Source organism: Undibacterium sp. TC9W, from assembly GCF_049339865.1.
Classification (GTDB): Bacteria; Pseudomonadota; Gammaproteobacteria; order Burkholderiales; family Burkholderiaceae_D; genus Undibacterium.
In genome coordinates, this window is sequence record NZ_JBMPPJ010000018.1 from 21,363 (window position 1) to 38,896 (window position 17,534).

Annotated in this window: 13 protein-coding genes; 5 read left to right on the forward strand and 8 right to left on the reverse strand. The window is 50.1% G+C overall.

Going from position 1 to position 17,534, the window contains the following annotated elements:
- The first annotated feature begins 17 nt into the window (after window positions 1-17).
- Both ACO0LN_RS21945 and ACO0LN_RS21950 read left to right on the forward strand, forming a co-directional pair.
- Window positions 18-815, forward strand: a complete 798-nt coding sequence (locus ACO0LN_RS21945; RefSeq protein WP_422977462.1) for a helix-turn-helix domain-containing protein — start codon at window positions 18-20, stop codon at window positions 813-815.
- Window positions 816-890: 75 nt separating this feature from the next.
- Window positions 891-1,766, forward strand: a complete 876-nt coding sequence (locus tag ACO0LN_RS21950) for a metal-dependent hydrolase (protein WP_422977464.1) — start codon at window positions 891-893, stop codon at window positions 1,764-1,766.
- Between the two features lie 81 nt (window positions 1,767-1,847).
- On the opposite strand, the gene ACO0LN_RS21955 is transcribed toward ACO0LN_RS21950, so the two are convergent.
- From ACO0LN_RS21955 to ACO0LN_RS21980, 6 genes are all read right to left on the reverse strand, one after another.
- Window positions 1,848-3,173, reverse strand: coding sequence for a TolC family outer membrane protein (locus ACO0LN_RS21955; RefSeq protein WP_422977465.1), 1,326 nt, complete (start codon window positions 3,171-3,173; stop codon window positions 1,848-1,850).
- Window positions 3,174-3,196: 23 nt separating this feature from the next.
- The gene (locus ACO0LN_RS21960; RefSeq protein ID WP_162040090.1) at window positions 3,197-3,520 is read right to left on the reverse strand and encodes a rhodanese-like domain-containing protein; all 324 of its coding nucleotides are present in this window, start codon (window positions 3,518-3,520) and stop codon (window positions 3,197-3,199) included.
- 27 nt (window positions 3,521-3,547) lie between these two features.
- Window positions 3,548-4,198 (reverse strand): protein-L-isoaspartate O-methyltransferase family protein, encoded by a 651-nt coding sequence (locus ACO0LN_RS21965; protein ID WP_422977468.1) that lies wholly within the window; start codon window positions 4,196-4,198, stop codon window positions 3,548-3,550.
- 40 nt (window positions 4,199-4,238) lie between these two features.
- A complete protein-coding gene (locus ACO0LN_RS21970) occupies window positions 4,239-7,439 on the reverse strand; it encodes an efflux RND transporter permease subunit (RefSeq protein WP_422977470.1) in 3,201 nt (1,066 codons plus the stop codon).
- Between the two features lie 2 nt (window positions 7,440-7,441).
- Window positions 7,442-8,596 carry an efflux RND transporter periplasmic adaptor subunit gene (locus tag ACO0LN_RS21975; protein ID WP_422977472.1) on the reverse strand — a complete coding sequence of 385 codons (1,155 nt, stop codon included), beginning with the start codon at window positions 8,594-8,596 and terminating at the stop codon, window positions 7,442-7,444.
- Window positions 8,597-8,735: 139 nt separating this feature from the next.
- On the reverse strand, window positions 8,736-9,365 hold the full coding sequence (locus tag ACO0LN_RS21980; protein WP_422977474.1) for a TetR/AcrR family transcriptional regulator: 630 nt from the start codon (window positions 9,363-9,365) through the stop codon (window positions 8,736-8,738).
- Between the two features lie 709 nt (window positions 9,366-10,074).
- Between ACO0LN_RS21980 and ACO0LN_RS21985 the strand changes: the two genes are divergently transcribed.
- On the forward strand, window positions 10,075-11,046 hold the full coding sequence (locus ACO0LN_RS21985) for a phospholipase A (protein ID WP_422977476.1): 972 nt from the start codon (window positions 10,075-10,077) through the stop codon (window positions 11,044-11,046).
- Between the two features lie 117 nt (window positions 11,047-11,163).
- Here ACO0LN_RS21985 and ACO0LN_RS21990 read toward each other — a convergent pair whose 3' ends face one another.
- Together ACO0LN_RS21990 and ACO0LN_RS21995 are read right to left on the reverse strand one after the other, a co-directional pair.
- On the reverse strand, window positions 11,164-12,186 hold the full coding sequence (locus ACO0LN_RS21990; protein WP_422977478.1) for a LacI family DNA-binding transcriptional regulator: 1,023 nt from the start codon (window positions 12,184-12,186) through the stop codon (window positions 11,164-11,166).
- 202 nt (window positions 12,187-12,388) lie between these two features.
- Window positions 12,389-13,969, reverse strand: coding sequence for a tryptophan halogenase family protein (locus ACO0LN_RS21995; protein WP_422977480.1), 1,581 nt, complete (start codon window positions 13,967-13,969; stop codon window positions 12,389-12,391).
- Between the two features lie 399 nt (window positions 13,970-14,368).
- Between ACO0LN_RS21995 and ACO0LN_RS22000 the strand changes: the two genes are divergently transcribed.
- Both ACO0LN_RS22000 and ACO0LN_RS22005 read left to right on the forward strand, forming a co-directional pair.
- Window positions 14,369-16,798 carry a TonB-dependent receptor gene (locus ACO0LN_RS22000; RefSeq protein WP_422977482.1) on the forward strand — a complete coding sequence of 810 codons (2,430 nt, stop codon included), beginning with the start codon at window positions 14,369-14,371 and terminating at the stop codon, window positions 16,796-16,798.
- A gap of 218 nt (window positions 16,799-17,016) precedes the next feature.
- Window positions 17,017-17,493, forward strand: coding sequence for a cache domain-containing protein (locus ACO0LN_RS22005; RefSeq protein ID WP_422977484.1), 477 nt, complete (start codon window positions 17,017-17,019; stop codon window positions 17,491-17,493).
- Window positions 17,494-17,534 lie beyond the last annotated feature (41 nt).

Here is a 17,534-nt window from a genome sequence, read left to right on the forward strand (position 1 = left end):
AGCTGTCTCCATTAATCATGCATATCATGATAGTGGAACTGGATGCCTGCGAAGTATTTTTGCCAGCTACCTTGTGTCCCTCCATCATGCTGTTCGCCCGTGGCGGCGCAACCGTCATCGGGGCAGATCAAAGCGAATTCGTTGCTGAACGCTTTTTCTTGCGTGGTCCCTTCATGGAGCCCGCACATGTGCGCTACGCTCCTGGAACCATGAGCTTGTCGGTATGTTTCCGTCCTGGCATGCTGCAACAAGCCATGGGCATCAACGTTGCAAGTATTGCGGGTAGTGCCCTGCCTTTTCAGGATCTGGTATGCCCCGAGCGCACTCAGAACTTCCTGCAAGGGCTGGACAAAGTAGAAGATGGCAGAGCCATCGTGGATTTATTTCAACAGTTTTTGCTCAATGTACTTGATCACAAACCCAGGAGCAGCATAGGCGCGGCATTTCTGGCGGCACACAAGAAGATATTTTTCCCGCTGTTGGAGTTATCCGAATATTTTGGCATAGGGCAAAGACAGCTGGAACGCCGGGTACGCGAGAATTTTGGTGTCACTCTGCGTGATGTCAGGCGCATAGTCAGGTTTGGTTTTTCCCTGCCCCACATCATCAAGCCAGATGTCGGCTGGGGAGACCTGACCCAGATTGCCCAGGATACCGGTTACTACGATCAGGCTCACATGCACAGGGAATATGTGGAGCTGGCAGGCATTCCACCTGCGCAGCTCAGGCAAAAAATCAGCGCCCGCGATCCGGCATACTGGATTTATCTGATGCCGGATGAAGATTTCAATAAACTTTTTTTATTGATCGATTGACGGGTCGGTACAAATTTGACGCATTGATACAATGACGTGAAAGGCTAATTATTTAAACTGTTTTTCATGACCAACATGGGAAACACGATAAATATGAGCCAGCAAGAAAACAGCCCAAAGAATCAACGAAAGTCTCTGCAAGTACGTCAATTGAAAGTTGATTTATCCCAGGGCTTCTCACGTCACTGGCTGGGAGGCGATGCCTTCCGTACCCATTTATTCAATGCCCAGTCCTACAGTTTCCCGCTTGGCGAACAATATTTCATCGACAGCGTCAAGGCGGCTCTGCCCCTGCTCAAGGATGAGCAATTAAAAGAAGACATCAGGGGATTTATCGGCCAGGAAGCCAGTCACCGTCATATCCACAAGCAATATAATCAGCAACTGGATGCACAGGGCCTGAGTTATCTCCTGGAAGGCTATGTGGCCTGGCGCATACGCACGGCAGCCATGCTCAGCGTCAGGAGCAATCTCGCCATCACCATGGCCTACGAACATTTCACTGCCATTTTCGCTGATGGCACTTTGAGCGAACCTTGCTGGATAGGTGATGCAGAGGAGCCGCTGAAGACTTTATGGACCTGGCATTCGGTAGAAGAGACCGAACACAAATCCGTGGCATTTGATACCTATCATGCAATAGGTGGTGGCTATTTCCGGCGCATCACCTGGTTCCTGTATGTGAGCATGTTGTTCAGTGTTGATACTGCTGTGCAGACCATGCATTGTCTGTACAAGGATGGCCAGTTATTCAAGCCAAAGACCTGGTGGCAGGCACTCAAATATTGTCTGCGCCCGCGTGGCTTGCTATGGTTTTCGTTGCCACATTACCTGGCTTATTTCAAGCCTGGCTTCTGTCCCTGGGAACGTGAGAATCTGCATCTGGCTGAGCAATGGCTGGAAGAACAGAGCAACACTTATCGCGAGATAAGCAAGCCCGCACAAACCTGAAAAGCATGCATACAAATAAAAAGCTCGCTGAATATATATTCAGCGAGCTTTTTACCTCAGGATTAAATCCAGATGAATAGCTTAGTGCTGCAACAAGGCATTCACTTCGGCCAGATCATCTTCCTTCAAAGTGCCTGCGGCTGATTTCAAACGCAGGCCATTCAGGATAGTGTCGTAACGTGCTTTCGCCAGAGTCTGACGTGTGGTGTATAACTGCTGCTGTGCATTCAATACGTCGATGTTGATACGCACACCAACCTGATAACCAAGCTTGTTGGAATCCAGTGCTGACTGGCTGGAAATTTCTGCCGCTTCATAAGCCTTGACCTGCGCCAGACCAGAAGTTACGCCGACAAAAGCCTGCCTTGCCCCCTGCGCTGCTGAGCGACGGGTAGTTTCAAAATCATTGCGCGCTTTTTCTTGCAGGGCAACCGCTTCTTTGACACGGCTATCAACAGAAAAACCTGCGAAGATAGGGATATTCCATTGCACACCGATCTGGGTAGTCTTGTTAACACCAGTCGGATTAGGATTAGTGGCGCCGGCATTGGATGTACGGCCAGTACTGGCGACCAGATCGACGGTAGGATAATGACCGGCACGGTTTCTTTCAACTTCGCGCTTGGCAACTTCAATCGCCACTTGTGAAGCCACGACATTGAAATTTTGCTGTTCAGCAGAAGTCACCCATTGATCAATCACTGCCGGTTGTGGTTCATTGAGTTTAACGCCTGTTCTCAATTGCGCCAGCTCACCAGCTTCTTTGGCGATGATTTGTTGCAAGGCAGCGCGCTTGACTTGCAAATCACTTTGGCCTGCATATTCTTGCGCAGTCACCAGATCGTAACGGGCTTGCGCTTCGTGCGTATCGGTAATGGTCGATGTGCCAACTTCAAAATTGCGTTTGGCAGAAGCCAGTTGTTCAGAGATGGCGCTTTTTTGAGCGCGCAGGGTCTCGAGGGTATCTTGCGCGGCCAGTACATCAAAATAGGCTTGGGCTACGCGAATAATCAGATCCTGCTTGGACTGTTCGAACAAAGCCTGGTTGATGACCAAAGACAATTTGCTTTGTTCATAGGCTTGCCAGTTGCCCCAGTTGAACAGAGGTTGCGACAATCCCAGTGTCCAGGTATTGGTCACGCCGGTGAATGAACGACTGCCGCTGACTACGTCATTTTCTGCTTCAGTGCGTGCTTTACCGTCACTGCCTTTCAGAGCGATACCGGGTAACAGACCTGCGCGGCCTTGCACAGGTTTTTCCTGTGCCGCAGTCAGGCTGGCACGGGCACTTGCATACTGCGCATCATTTGCCAGAGCATCCTTGTAAATTTGCAGCAAATCAGTTGCATTTGCATTCAAGGTCAGGAAAGCTGAGGCCAGCAGTGTGGCAAGAATAGGATTACGCATGTAAGGCTCCGAAAAAAAGTAAATTAATAAGTGGGCATACCCGTATCGACTTGTTGTGCCCATGCATGCACACCACCAGTCAGATTAATTGTTTGGGTGAAACCCTGACGCTCTAAAAAATTTGCTACCTGCATACTGCGCCCGCCGTGATGGCAGATGCAGACAATCACATCGTCCGGTTCCAGCTCTTGAAAACGGGCTGGCACTGTCTGCATGGGCATCAGTTGCACACCGGGGATATGACAAGTCTCATGCTCCCAAGGTTCCCGTACATCGAGTAAAACCGGGGCTTTTCTACTACTATCGTTTAACCATTGAGCCAGCTCTGTTGCAGTAATGTTTTGCATGCCATGTCTCCTGTTTTCTTTTCAGGATTACAGGCTGAAATGCGAAACTGGTTTGGCACCTGCAGCAGGCTCTACCACCGTTTCAAACAAGCTTTTCTTGCTCACTGCAGTTGCTGAAGTACGCGTGAATAATTGCGCTGTCAATGCTGGCAGTTGCCCTATGAAAGCCAGCAAACGGCCACCCACATTCAATTGCTGTTGCAGATGTTCAGGCAGTTCTTCCAGACCGCCGGCGATGACGATAGCATCGTAACCACCCGTATTTTTATCGCTGAAAGCATCAGCCAGAACCACATCAACATTGCTGACATGATTGCGGTGCAAATTACTGGTCGCCAGTGCATGCAAGACTTTGGATGATTCCAGCACAGTCACGTGACGAGCAGAGTAAGCCAGTAATGCGGCCAGATAACCTGTACCCGCGCCGACCAGCAAAACGTTTTCCTGCTTCTTCAACACCAGCTCTTGCAAAATGCGAGCTTCCAGCTTTGGCGTCATGGCCTTGCTGCCGTCCGGCAAAGGCAACTCGGTATCAAAAAACGCCAGGCTTTTTTGTTCTGCCGGGAAATACTCTTCGCGTTTAACCACAATCAGCATATCAAGTACTTCCTGGCTCAACACATCCCAAGGGCGGATTTGTTGTTCTATCATGTTGAAGCGTGCTTTTTCGATATTCATTTCTATACTCGATTGCAAAATTGATGGAAACGGCATTTTATCAAAGCACTTGGGCAGTTTGACGATTACCGCGCCATTTTTGCGTAATCCACAGCCCCAAATCATCCAGATAGGTATAAATCACCGGTACAACCACCAAAGTCAGTAATGACGAAGTGACAATCCCGCCTATCACAGCCTGTCCCATCGGCGCACGCTGCTCAGACCCTTCAGACAGGGCAAATGCCAGTGGCACCATGCCAAATACCATCGCCAGCGTCGTCATCAGGATGGGGCGCAGACGTACGTGGGCCGCTTCCAGCAAGGCTTCCATGCGGTTCATGCCATCTTTTCTTGCCTGATTAGCAAAATCTACCAGCAAAATCGCATTTTTGGTAACTAATCCCATCAACATGATGAAACCGATGATGGAAAACATGTTCAACGTAGAGCGGAAGAACATCAAAGCCAGGAAAACACCGATCAAAGTCATGGGCAAAGCCGACATGATGGCAATCGGCTGCAAGAAACTGGCAAATTGTGATGCCAGGATCATGTAGATGAAAATCACCGCCAAAGCCAGCGCTGACAAGGCATAGCCGAAGGATTCAGTCATGTTCTTGGTGGCACCGCCCATCTTGTAGCGGTAACCGGGTTGCCATTGCATGCCATCCAGCACTTTTTTGACTTCAGCACTGACTTCACCTGCAGAACGGCCCACCACATTGGCAGACAACTCCACTTCGCGGTTCAGGTCACGGCGGTTGATCTGGTTGGCGCCTGTTGATGGCTTAATGTCTGCCACCTGGCGCAAGGGCACCATTTTTGGTGAGCCGTCTGCATTGGTCTGTGTGCTGCTGAGCATCAGACGTGACAGGTCTTCGGCATTATTCCTGTCATTCGGTGACAGGCGCACGGTGACATCATAGTTTTCATCATCCGGCGCACGCCAGGTCGTGGCAATTTCACCTGCCAGCAAAGGCCGCAAGGCACCACCTATCTGGGCCACACCTACACCCAGATCTGCTGCAATATCACGGCGCGGTTGCACCGAGATAGTTGGCTTTTGCGCCTTCAGGCTGGAATCCAGATCGACCAGGCCAGGTATTGCACGCAGTTTGTCCTGTACCTGCTCCGACAATTTCGCCAGTTCAACCAGATCACTGCCTTGCAGACTGAAACGCAGATTCTTGTTATCACCACCTACACCGTCCAGCGCACCGATATGCGTGACCGTGATACCAGCAATCTGGCTTAAACGGGTGCGTAGCGGCACTGACATCTGGCTGGTAGTTCTGGCCCTGTCCTTGCGAGGAACAAGACGTATAAAGGTGGTCACATAATTCTTGCCCTGTGCCGAACCAGTATTCACCGTGCTATAGGTATCCAGCACTTCAGGGAACTCCTTCACGACGGCCTCTACCTGATGCACCTTGGTCTCGGTCAGCTCCAGCGATGAGCCCACAGGTGTGTAGTAGTTGACACCTGTTTCGGAATAATCAGCCTGCGGTACAAATTCTGAACCTATCAAGCCTGTACCCGGAATTGCCAGACCGAGGAAAAAAGTTAGTGCGGCGATCAGCAAAGTCTTGATGCGGTGCTTGAGCGACCAGCGCAACATCACTTGATAACCGCGCGAAAACCATTGCACGCCACGTTCAAACTGTTCCAGCACACGGCCTATGCTATTCGCATACCAGCCCTTGCGAATGGATTTGCCGTTTTCATCTACCGTAGGATGACCATGTGCATCCGGGTCTGGCCAGATCGATGACAGCATCGGGTCCAGCGTGAAAGACACAAACATGGAAATCAAAACAGCGGCAGTAACGGTAATGCCAAACTGGTGGAAGAAGCGACCGATAATGCCCCCCATGAAACCGACTGGCAAGAATACGGCCACGATGGAAAAAGTCGTCGCCAAAACCGCCAGGCCTATCTCTGCCGTACCTTCCAGCGCTGCCGTGTGGTGATCCTTGAACTTGCCATTGACCTTCATGCCAGCATGCCGCACGATGTTTTCACGCACCACAATCGCATCATCAATCAGCAAACCCACGCACAGCGACAAGGCCATCAGAGTAATCATATTGATGGTGAAGCCAAACATGTCCATGAACAGGAAGGTGCCTATCAAGGCCACTGGCAAGGTCAGGCCCGTAATGACAGTAGAGCGCCATGAATTGAGGAACAGGAAAACAATCAAAATGGTCAGTGCAGCACCTTCTATCAGGGTGCGGCGTACATTCTCTACACCCACACGTATCTGGCGCGAACCATCCTTGATGACTTGTACTTTGACACCCGGATATTGCGCCTGCAATTGCGGTTCCAGCGCCTTCAAGGCAGCAGTCAGGCCATCGGCGACCTCTATGGTGTTTTGTCCCTGTGCCTTCAAAATATCCAATGCCACCGTGCGCTGGCCGTTATACAGGGCCAAACTCTCTTGCTCTTCCTGACCATCCACCACACTGGCGACTTGCGACAGCATGACTGGCTGGCCACCACGGCGGGCCACGATGATGCGGGCAAAGTCTTGCGGGTTCTTGATGCGCCCCTGTATCTGCACGACTTTTTCATTATCGAGTGCACGGATGGCACCGGTAGGTAATTCCTGGTTTTCATTGCGCAGGGCATTGATGACCTGATCGACACCCAGACCCAGCGATTCCATTTCACCCGGTTTCAGGTAAATCTTGATCTCACGCTTGACGCCGCCGACCAGGGTTACCGAGCCAACACCGCGTACGTTTTCCAGACGCTTTTTCACCAGTTGATCACCGATGGTGGTCAGTTCACGGAAATCACGTTTCTTGATCTTGTCGTCATTCGTCACCGAGACCGAGAAGATAGGTTTATCAGAAGGATCGTAACGCGTCACCCTTGGCTCTTTGACTTCCTTGCGAAAGCCAGCCTTGATGAGTGCGACTTTTTCACGCACATCCTGCGCTGCCTGTGCGGGATCAACGGTCAGGTCAAATTCAAGGATGACGACAGAGGTGCCTTCATAAGAACGCGAAGTCAGCGCACTGATACCGTTGATGGTATTGACGGTTTCTTCAACCTTGCGGGTGATGTCCGACTCTATGGTCTCAGGCGCGGCCCCCGGATAATCAGTCTGGATCACCACCACCGGGAAAGTAATATCGGGAAACTGATCTACCCGCAAACGCTTGTAAGAGAACAAACCCAGCACAACAAAAGCCACCATCATCATGGTCGCCAGCACTGGATTGCCTATGCTGATACGTGTGAACCACATGATTACACCTTGCCTATCGTGGTAATCAGTTTCACAGCCACGCCCGCACGCAAACGACCCAGGTTTGCCTTGACTATCCTGGCTTGCGGTGCCAGGCCGGACAGCACCTCAACCACGGGCTTGCCCTGGCTTTCACCACGCAGGCCCAGCTTGACCTGCTTTTGTTGCAGGATATTATTTTCTATCGCATAGACGAAAGCCTGTTCGCCTTCATATTGTATGGCCGTGTCAGGCACGGTCAGCACTTCAGTTTTTTTATCAACTACCAATTGCGCTTCGCCAAACATACCTGCGCGCAAAATGGTGTCGGGATTGGCGACCTGCACATAGGCCATGATGGAACGTGAGCCTGCTGTCGTGGCAGGGTTGATACGCACTACCTTGCCATCGACAGCGGTTTGCACACCTTCTATTTTGAGTTGCACGGCCTGACCAATTTTGATGCTGGCAATATCCTGGGTTGGTACCGGTGCTTCCATTTCCAGCATGCGTAAATCAACGACATCAAGCAAGCGGTTATCCGGCGAAATCTTTTCACCGGGTTGCACCATACGGTTGCTGATCATGCCTGAGATAGGTGCGCGTATGACAGTATCCGCCAGCGCTTTTTGCGCCACATTCAATGCAGCTTTGGCGCTATCGACATTGGCGACGGCAATGGCATATTGGCTGTTGGTATTGTCGTAGGCATTTTTGGAAATGAAACTTTTCTCCAGCAAGGCCTTGTTATTGTCGCGTGCGAGGCGGGCAATTTCAAGCTGCCCTTGCGCAGCGGCCAAAGCCCCTTTGGCCTGCTCTTGCCGCGCCAGGTAATCACTGCTGTCCATCTTGATCAGGACTTGGCCAGCCTGCACGGCCTCGCCTTCGCGCACCAGCACTTCGGTAATATCACCAGCTACTTTGGCCTTGACCGCAGCCTGGTTGATGGCGCGCAGAGCGCCAGACAAAGCCAGCAATTTTCTGACTTCGGCATTACCCACTTCGACGATGTCGGCGGGCAAGAATTCCAGTGTTGAAGGAGCCGCCTGCCCAGCCAATGCTGCAGCACCTGCCGAAGCCTGGACAACATTACCCTGAGATTTTTTCTTCATTACCATCATTCCTGCAGCCAGTAACAGCACTACAGCAATGATCCAGAAAATCTTGCGCTTTAACATGATTGTTTTCCAAAAGTAATTGTTTCAGGGACCTGGGGCTAAGACGGTCAATCAACTGTCCAGGTCGTAAGAAACCCTGACTTTAGAGCCTGACATAGTGTGAGGGTCAAGCAGCGCATACTCTCCAGTAAGAAAAAATCTATTTTTTCAACAAACTACACAAAGCCATTTCTATATAGTGTTCTATATAAGTATCAAGCTGCTCAGGATCTACTTTGCAGACGCCCTGAGAATGTTTCCATATCATCATCATGATCATGGGAGCAATCAAAAGACGGGAATCAATTTCCAGATTCACGTCCCGTATATCCCCGCGAGCCATGCCGCGCTTTAACATCTTGGCGACCATGCTTTCGCCACGGTCTATGACCTCTTCCTGGTAAAACCGGGCAAGCTCAGGGAAATTCCCTGCTTCTGCCATCATCAGTTTCGGCAAGCCAGATAATTTGTTATTCCCCACGCTGCCCCACCAGGTTGCCATGATCAGGCGGAACAACTCTTCACTACTGCCTTCAAACTGATCAATTACACCTTCTGCTTCACCGATCAGAGGAACTATGCTCTCCCTGACCACGGCCTTGAACAACTCTTCCTTACTGGAAAAATACAGGTACAAAGTGCCCTTGGAGACGCCGGCAGCGCGCGCCACATCGTCCAGACGTGTTGCAGCGAAACCGCGCTCTACGAATAAATCGAGGGCAGCAGCGAGTAATTCTTGCGGGCGGGCATCCTTGCGGCGCTCCCACTTGGGCTTAAAAGGGCATAGCATAATATTAACAACTCAAATTAACTTACTTTTGAGTCAGTAATATAGTCCGCCCCCCGTTCAGCGTCAAGATAAACACTTGTCAGGTCCAAATAAAGTCTTGAACGAAACAATAAATTCTTAAATATCAAGCAACAGTCAAACAATAAGGTCTTGAATAAAGCTTTGAGAAATCACAAGTCCAAAGTTGAAAGCATTCAGAGATGCATATTAAGCAACCACAATAAACAACAATAATAAGCAACAATAATTAGAAGCCATTACACATGTAAAGCAAATGAGCAGGCTTTGAAATTTTGCTTTAACTCAATTCCCTTTTGATCTATAGCTACTTTGCCAAGCTGCTTCGATTATTGCAATCGCCATGCGACAGGATGCAAAATTGAGTAGATCAAACATAAGAATGTTGGAACAGGCTGCAGATATATAACAGCCGCCCCTTAGAAAATACAAACAAAGTCCGTCAATTTGCGAGTCAACGATGCAGTCAGCAATTAGCCAGAATTATGTTCGCTACCGAACATACGACTTGATGAAGCCCGCATATCCTTGCAAAAAAAACAAACACATCGACTGGTTAGCTTAACCACGCGACGTGTTACCTACCCGCATCTTGACAGTTAAAGTACTTATGCCCGCCCACCTCAAAAAAATAATATTACCTTTATTCATCATTTCGCCTGCGTTATTTAACCAGGCACAGGCTAACGAGATGGAACAGCAAATGTTGCGTTGTTCCGTACTCGGCGATGCGAGTGTCCGCCTTAGTTGCTTTGATGCTCTCGCCAAGGCAGCTACCCCAGTGGAGGCTGACAAACCAATTGCCAAGGCAGAAGCGCTGCAAGATTTGAAAGAGACCGTGGCACCTGAAAAGCCACCAGAAGCAGCACCCGAAATGTCGCGCATGGTGCAACGCTGGGAACTCGATGAAGCATCCAAGCGCGGCAAATTCGTGTTTCGGCCTCATCATGATAATTATCTGCTGGTGGGAAATTACAGCAATGCCTCGAATGATGAACCGTTCAAGAAATTCACCCCTGCAGGCGTGAAATCCAAGCATGTTGAATTGACTTATCAACTGAGCATGAAAATGAAACTGGCTGAAGAAGTGGGTAACTCGCCTGTTGATCTGTGGGTGGCCTACACCCAGCAAAGTTTTTGGCAGGCGTATAACCGCAGTGCATCCAGCCCTTTCCGCGAGACCAATTACCAGCCAGAAGTCATGGCAATGATCCCCATCAATAAAAGCCTCGGTGATTTCAATATCCGCTACCTTAATTTTGGCATGGTACATCAGTCGAATGGTCAGACCTCGACTTTATCGCGCAGTTGGAACCGCGTCTATGCCGAGCTGGGAGTTGAGCACGGCAATTTCTCATTCAGCACAAGACTCTGGCGTCGTCTTGATAACGCCAGGTCAGATAACGACAATATCGATATCGTTGATTACATGGGGCATGGCGACATACATGCCACCTATCGCGAAAAAGGCGGGCGCGAATTTTCGCTGACCGCACGCCGCAATTTCAATACCGGCCATGGTGCATTGCAAGCCAGCCTAGCCATGCCTATTACGACCAATCTAAAGGCTTATTTGCAAATGTTCTCGGGATATGGCCAGAGCCTGATTGATTATAATCATTCGCAAAAATCAATTGGTGCGGGATTCATGGTTGATTTCTGATTGTTTTGATTGCAGTCTGTTGTCCCTGCAAGGCTGTGCATTATTTACGGCCAGGCAGGCACGCTGACTTATCTTTTACCTGTTTTACAGGCGCAAAGATATGTCCAGCCTCCCTCCTTAACGCATCCGTCTGGTAGTTTCCCTGGCGATCAGTTCCAGACCAGGCAAAGTCGTATCGACTTCATTACCCGCAATCAGACCCAGCAGAGTCTTGGTCGCGAGCAAACCCATGTCATACAACGGCTGGTGGATGGTAGTCAGCGGTGGCGTTGTATACAGTGAACTGGGTAAGTCATCGAAACCTATCAGGGAGATGTCTTCCGGCACGCGTATTCCCTTGCGGTACAGGCCGAGCCTGACACCATAAGCAGAAAGATCGTTGGCCGCAAACACCGCGCTGAATTGTTGCTGGGTTTCCAGCAAACGGTTAATCGCCAGCAAGCCACTTGCCTCATGGAAGTTACCCTCAGCCACCAGGTTCTTTTCAAAGGGAATATTGGCTTCACTCAGAGCATTTTGATAGCCCTCTTGCCGCTCTGCAGCATCTGTATTATTTGCCGGCCCAGTAACAAAAGCGATGCGCCGGTGACCCAGCTCGATCAAATGCCGGGTTGCCAGATAAGCGCCATGGACATTGTCGAGCTTGAAACCAACCGCAGTCTTGCTATTGAGGCTGCGGCCAGTCGCGACGATGGGTTTATCCAGGGCAAATTCCAACACTTTTTTGTCAGCGATACGGCCAGACAGCAGGATGATGCCATCCACTTTACGGGCCAGCAAAAGCTTGATGCGGGCAGCCTCTTCGTCTGCATTCCAGTGTCCGCTAACAATCACCGATGCATAGCCGGTACCCTTCAAGCCATCATCGACCCCATGCAGGGTTTCATCAAAGAAGGGGCTGGAAATATCCTGCACGACTATGCCTATGGTCATGGACCGACCACTTTTCAGTCCCTGCGCCAACTGATTGGGCTCAAACTTCATTTCTGCAATAGCAGTTTCTACTGCCTTGCGCTTGACATCAGAGACCTTGGCCGTACCATTCAGGATGCGCGACACCGTGCTGGGCGACACACCCGCCTCACGCGCAACATCCAACAAGGTGACTGGCTCATTTTTACTTTTTGTTCTCTCGACCACGCAATGCCTTCCCAAGCAGGGTAATTATTTATTTTAGTATTGATAACTTGCATTCACAATTCAGTGAAAAGCTTTTCACAATTAGCATAACATGGATTTTCGCGCGTGCGCAGTGGCTCTGCCTTCTATCCAGTGTCTCTGTACTCAAACAAACACAACCGCGACATTCGCGAGATTATTGCGCCCACTTCGTTGATCGCTTTTAAACATGCCTTGCCAGCACTGAAGGGAGCGGAGACGCCGCCCTGCACAAGTGCTCAACCAGTTTTCTATGGTCTGGCAAATCAGCCAGGGCGCGTTGCGCCATCTGGGCGATCATCTGGAATTCCTGAGTAGCTTCCTGTTCTTGCGGATACACGAATTTGTTATTCGCCATATCGGTCTGAAATTCCATCCCATACAAAACAAACTGCCAGCTTGATGGTGGATACATTTCCAGGTCCGCAATAAAGTCCATGCGGTGCGGCGGACGGCAGCTCCACATCTTCAGTTTTTCCTGCAGACTCTCAGGGATGGAGGCAGCATCCCTGTTGTCACGCCAGAATGCAGTATCGCTTCTTTGGCTCAGGCTGAAATGCATTTTGACGAAATCAACGACGCGTTCATAACGCGCTTTCATATGCTGATTGAATTGGGTCGCCACCGCATCAAACTCGCCATTGAATGGAAACAGATAGGTCAGCAAATAGGCTGCCGTTTCTATCAGGCCTATGCCTGATGATTCCAGCGGCTCGATAAAACCACCCGACAAGCCTATGGCCACACAGTTTTTTATCCACTGCGTTTCACGGTAACCGACATTGAGCTTCAATAACCTGGGCGTCATGCCGTCAGCCGCCGGGCCTATGTGTTGACGCAAAACTTGCTCTGCCCTGGCCTCGTCCGTATGACGACTGGAAAACACATAACCTATGCCGCGCCTTTGCTGCAATCCTATGTCCCATATCCAGCCTGCTTCCTGCGCACTGGAGATGGTATATGAAGGGATAGGCGCATCTGGCTTTGCATAAGGCACTTGCAATGCCAGGGCCCTATCTACAAACAACACATCACTCAAAGACTTGAATGGCGACCCCAGGGTCTTGCCTATCAGACCTGCGCTGAAGCCTGTGCAGTCTATAAACAAATCTGCCGCCAGCACCTGGCCATCTTGCGTATGCACGGCTGCAATCGCGCCTTGTTCGTCCAGTTGCACATGCTCTACTGTTCCCAGTATCCGGTTCACCCCTAGTGATTGCCCGTGCTCAGACAATAATGCAGCAAGACGGCCGGCATCAAAATGATAGGCATAATTCATAGGCCCGAGAAAGTCTTTGTCGGCAAATCTCTTGGGCCCTCGCGAAGCATCTGCTATGCATTTCTGCATGGTCACTGCATCAGCGAAAGCTGGTTGCTGACCATCGCGCGCGGCCAGCCCCTTCAACCAGTAAGGTAATAATTCTGGCCCACGCTGGCTGGGGTGACTGAAGGGATGGAAATAATGATCGGTACCGGAGCTCCCAGCCGGTCTGACCCAGTGATCAAAGCGTATGCCCTGCTTGAATGTGGCATGACATTCCTTGATGAAGCGCGCCTCATCTATACCTATTGCCGCCAGCGTACCGCGTATCGAAGGAAAGCTGCCCTCACCAACACCAATAATGCCTATGTCTTTTGACTCCACCAGACGTATCTGTATGCCCTCTACCTCTTTGGAAGATGACAGGTGTTTGGCCATGAAACATGCAGTCAGCCAGCCGGCTGTTCCACCTCCTACGATCAATACATTTTTTACGGTTTTCATTTGAGCAACTCCTCAGGTTGAGCGAAGGTCCAGAGTAAATAGCATGGTGTGCGAAGTGTTTCGACAGCAATTTCCGATGCGCCGTCGTCAAGTAATAACGATGGCAGTGGCAGGCAAAACGCAATGAAAACAGCTGTTTAGCCGACAATAATGTCCTGTCGATTGCCAACAAATCCGGGGGCCGGGCATTAAACTGCGCTGTGGTTTTCACCTCAATCCGGCTCATATTACAACATTTTGAAAACGTTATCATTTTATGTTTGACACAGAATTCAAGTTTTATGTATTATGAAAACGGTTTCAAAAGAAAATCAAAGAAACACCAATAAGAAAACGTTTTCAAAAACGTCATGGTTTAATCAGAGCAAAAAAACCAATCCAACCTGTAACAGGAGACATATGAAAATCCGCAATCTTGCGACTCGTAAAGTCGCGACCACACCTATACAACTGGCGATCATTACCTTGATCACCAGCATGGGTGCTGCCCACGCGCAAACACAAGCGCCTGCCCCAGCACCAACAAGCGCCAGCCAAGCCAAGGCAAATAGCGAAAGCACGACCATTTCTGAAGTGATCGTCACAGGCACCAAGCGTGCCACGTCACTGCAAAAAACCCCGATTGCCATCACCGCCATCAATGCCGCAGCACTGGAAGATGCCCATGTGCAAAACGTGCAGGACGTGGTCAATCTGGTGCCAGGCTTCCAGGCTACCGGCCAGGGTGATCATGGCGTCATCACCATGACCATGCGTGGTATCGGTAACGACAGTGCCAAAACTGAATACGCCGATCCTGAAGTTGCCCTGTTTATCGACGGTATCTATGCCCCCCGCCCCGAAGGCGCAACATCTCTGCTGTTTGACCTGGAAGGCATAGAAGTATTGCGCGGCCCGCAAGGTACTTTGTGGGGACGTAATGCCACAGTTGGCGCAGTCAATATGCAAACCGCCAAACCAAAAATCGGTGAAAGTTCTGGCTCAGTAGAAGGCGGCCTGGGCAGCTACAAGCGCTTTGGCACCCGTGGTGCATTCAATATCCCGGTCAGTAATGAAATGGCTTTGCGTTTTGCCTATGCACATGAAAAACATGATGGTTATGTCGATTATCAGGCACCCACCATGCTATCCATCGATAGTCAGAAAGCTGCGTTTGCCACGTACCTCAAAAACGGTGGCACGGTAGTTCCCTTCCAGCCTATCAACTACGCCTTGTTTGTGCAGGATGGTCCCAAATATGGTGCCCAAGACCAGACTGCTGCCCGTATCAGCATGTTGTGGAAACCTAACGCTGCCACCAAGATCGATCTGTCTTATGAGAAATTCATAGACCGTGGCACGCCATCCATGAACCTGTTGCAAACACCGCGCGCCGGACAAAGCCACTGGTCAGCCCTGATCGATACAGCCCCCTTTACAGAGCGTGATAGCGATGCCATCCGTGGCCGCATAGAATACGCAGTAGCCAAGGACATGCAACTGACTTACATAGGTGGCTATTCCAAGTTCAGTGGTTCGTCCCGCTTTGACCAGGATGGCGGTGCCAATGCGCCAACCAGCTTCACCTCTGGTGGCAGCATGCAGGCAAACAATACTGTCTCGTCCAACTATAAAAACTTCAGCCATGAAGTGGAGCTGCAATCCACAGGTACGCGTGATGTGGACTGGCAACTGGGTTTGTATTATGGTTCTGAAACCAATGACATTCGTTTCGATATCCCTATCCTGAATGGTACTTACCAGGGTACGGTAGGCTGGCAAGGTTCTTTCATTCAGCCTAAAGAAACAGTCGAAACAGCAGCAGCCTTTGGCCAGGCAACCTGGAATGCCAGCAATGACACGCATATCACTGGTGGTCTGCGCTATACTCAGGACAAACGCACCAATGTTGGCGGGCGTGGCTACGGTTTTTCAGGCAAACCCGAACTCAGCCAGTCGGCGATCACACCAAATGTCAATCCTGCCTCTGCCGATTCAAATTTTGCCCCCTACTCTTTCAACGATGGCAGCTACAGCGGCAACAAGGTCACTGGCCTGCTGCGCATCTCGCATGACATAGACAAAGACAATATGGTGTACGGCAGCATCTCCACCGGCTACAAATCTGGTGGCTTGCAGGATGGCGGCAAAACCTATGGTCCTGAAACCCTGACCAACTTCGAACTCGGTTCCAAGAGCACGTTGATGGGTGGTGCAGTCAGATGGAATAATGCCCTGTACTACGGCAAGTTCAAGGACTTCCAGTTCAGCGCACCAGTGACGGCCCCAGATGGCACCCGTGGCTTGCAAACATCGAATGCTGACGGTGCCAAAGTGTATGGTTTTGAATCCGAGCTGGCAGCAAAACTGAGCAAGGATGACAAGCTGCAGGTCACTATTGCCATCGCCAAGGCAACTTTGGGAAGTTTGATAGGCGGCTCGAATGACTATTCCCTGCCAGCCTGCAAAATCCCTGGCATCAGCAATTGCCTTGATGTATCGGGTAATACCATGCCACATACACCGAAGTTCTCCGCCCAGGTTTTGTATCAGCACACCTTCCACCTGAGTGAAGGCACACTGACACCACGCATCAGCCTGCATTACGAGACTGAAACCTGGCTCAGCGTTTTCAATTATGGTGATGGCGACAAGCAGGAAGCCTATTCCCGCGCCGATTTGGGCCTGCGCTATCAATCCACGGGCAAATCCAGCTGGTATGCAGACTTCTTTGTGCGCAATGTTGGTGACAACAAAGTCAAGACCAGTGCCATGAATGCCAATGGTCCATGGCAGGCGCAGTACTTGCCTCCGCGCACCTTTGGCGTCAATGTTGGTATTGATTTCTAAAAGTACATAGATTCAAACTGGTAATACATGCCCCCCGGTCCACGCAAGTGGCCCGGTTTTTTTTCTTTGTCTACCCCGAAAACATACGTTTTAGCATTGTTTAACACAAGTGCAAATCACAAACATTGCATTACGTAAATTCGTCATTAAAATGAATTTTGGCTCAGCAACATAAAGCTTCCCCCTTGCCATGTATTTTTTTACAACAGGAGATCAAGATGCGAAGAATATTTATTAAGTCCTTGCTTGCGCTTGTCGGTTTTTCCATGCTGGCAATGAGCCAGATATCTGCTGCTGCAGACAAGGGAAGTGCTGATGAAGCAATGGCCCTGGTAAAAAGAGCGGCTGCTTACCTCAAAGAAAATGGCAAGGACAAGGCCTATGCCGAGTTCAATAATCCCACCGGGCAATTTGTCGTCAAGGATTTATATGTTTTTGTGTATAACACCAATGGTGACGGCATCAACCGCGCCCATGGTGCGAATGCGAAGATGGTGGGCAAGAATTTACTGGAATTGAAAGATGCGGACGGCATGCCCATCGTCAAAAGTTTTCTCGATGTTGCCAACAGCAAAACCGGTCATGGCTGGGTCGATTACAAATGGCCTAATCCGACGACCAAGCAAATGGAGCCAAAATCAACTTATATCGAACGAGTGGGTGATGTCTTGATAGGTTGCGGGATTTATAAATAATACACAAGCAATGTAGCAGAACAGACTTGCAAAGGTGCAGT

Bases quoted from the DNA above. Each gene is read 5' to 3' on its own strand.
- ACO0LN_RS21945 (WP_422977462.1), top strand. From the start codon at position 18: ATGCATATCATGATAGTGGAACTGGATGCCTGCGAAGTATTTTTGCCA.
- ACO0LN_RS21960 (WP_162040090.1), bottom strand. From the start codon at position 3,520: ATGCAAAACATTACTGCAACAGAGCTGGCTCAATGGTTAAACGATAGT.
- ACO0LN_RS21980 (WP_422977474.1), bottom strand. From the start codon at position 9,365: ATGCTATGCCCTTTTAAGCCCAAGTGGGAGCGCCGCAAGGATGCCCGC.
- ACO0LN_RS21950 (WP_422977464.1), top strand. From the start codon at position 891: ATGGGAAACACGATAAATATGAGCCAGCAAGAAAACAGCCCAAAGAAT.
- ACO0LN_RS21985 (WP_422977476.1), top strand. From the start codon at position 10,075: ATGGAACAGCAAATGTTGCGTTGTTCCGTACTCGGCGATGCGAGTGTC.
- ACO0LN_RS21955 (WP_422977465.1), bottom strand. From the start codon at position 3,173: ATGCGTAATCCTATTCTTGCCACACTGCTGGCCTCAGCTTTCCTGACC.
- ACO0LN_RS21975 (WP_422977472.1), bottom strand. From the start codon at position 8,596: ATGTTAAAGCGCAAGATTTTCTGGATCATTGCTGTAGTGCTGTTACTG.
- ACO0LN_RS21995 (WP_422977480.1), bottom strand. From the start codon at position 13,969: ATGAAAACCGTAAAAAATGTATTGATCGTAGGAGGTGGAACAGCCGGC.
- ACO0LN_RS22000 (WP_422977482.1), top strand. From the start codon at position 14,369: ATGAAAATCCGCAATCTTGCGACTCGTAAAGTCGCGACCACACCTATA.
- ACO0LN_RS21970 (WP_422977470.1), bottom strand. From the start codon at position 7,439: ATGTGGTTCACACGTATCAGCATAGGCAATCCAGTGCTGGCGACCATG.
- ACO0LN_RS22005 (WP_422977484.1), top strand. From the start codon at position 17,017: ATGCGAAGAATATTTATTAAGTCCTTGCTTGCGCTTGTCGGTTTTTCC.
- ACO0LN_RS21965 (WP_422977468.1), bottom strand. From the start codon at position 4,198: ATGAATATCGAAAAAGCACGCTTCAACATGATAGAACAACAAATCCGC.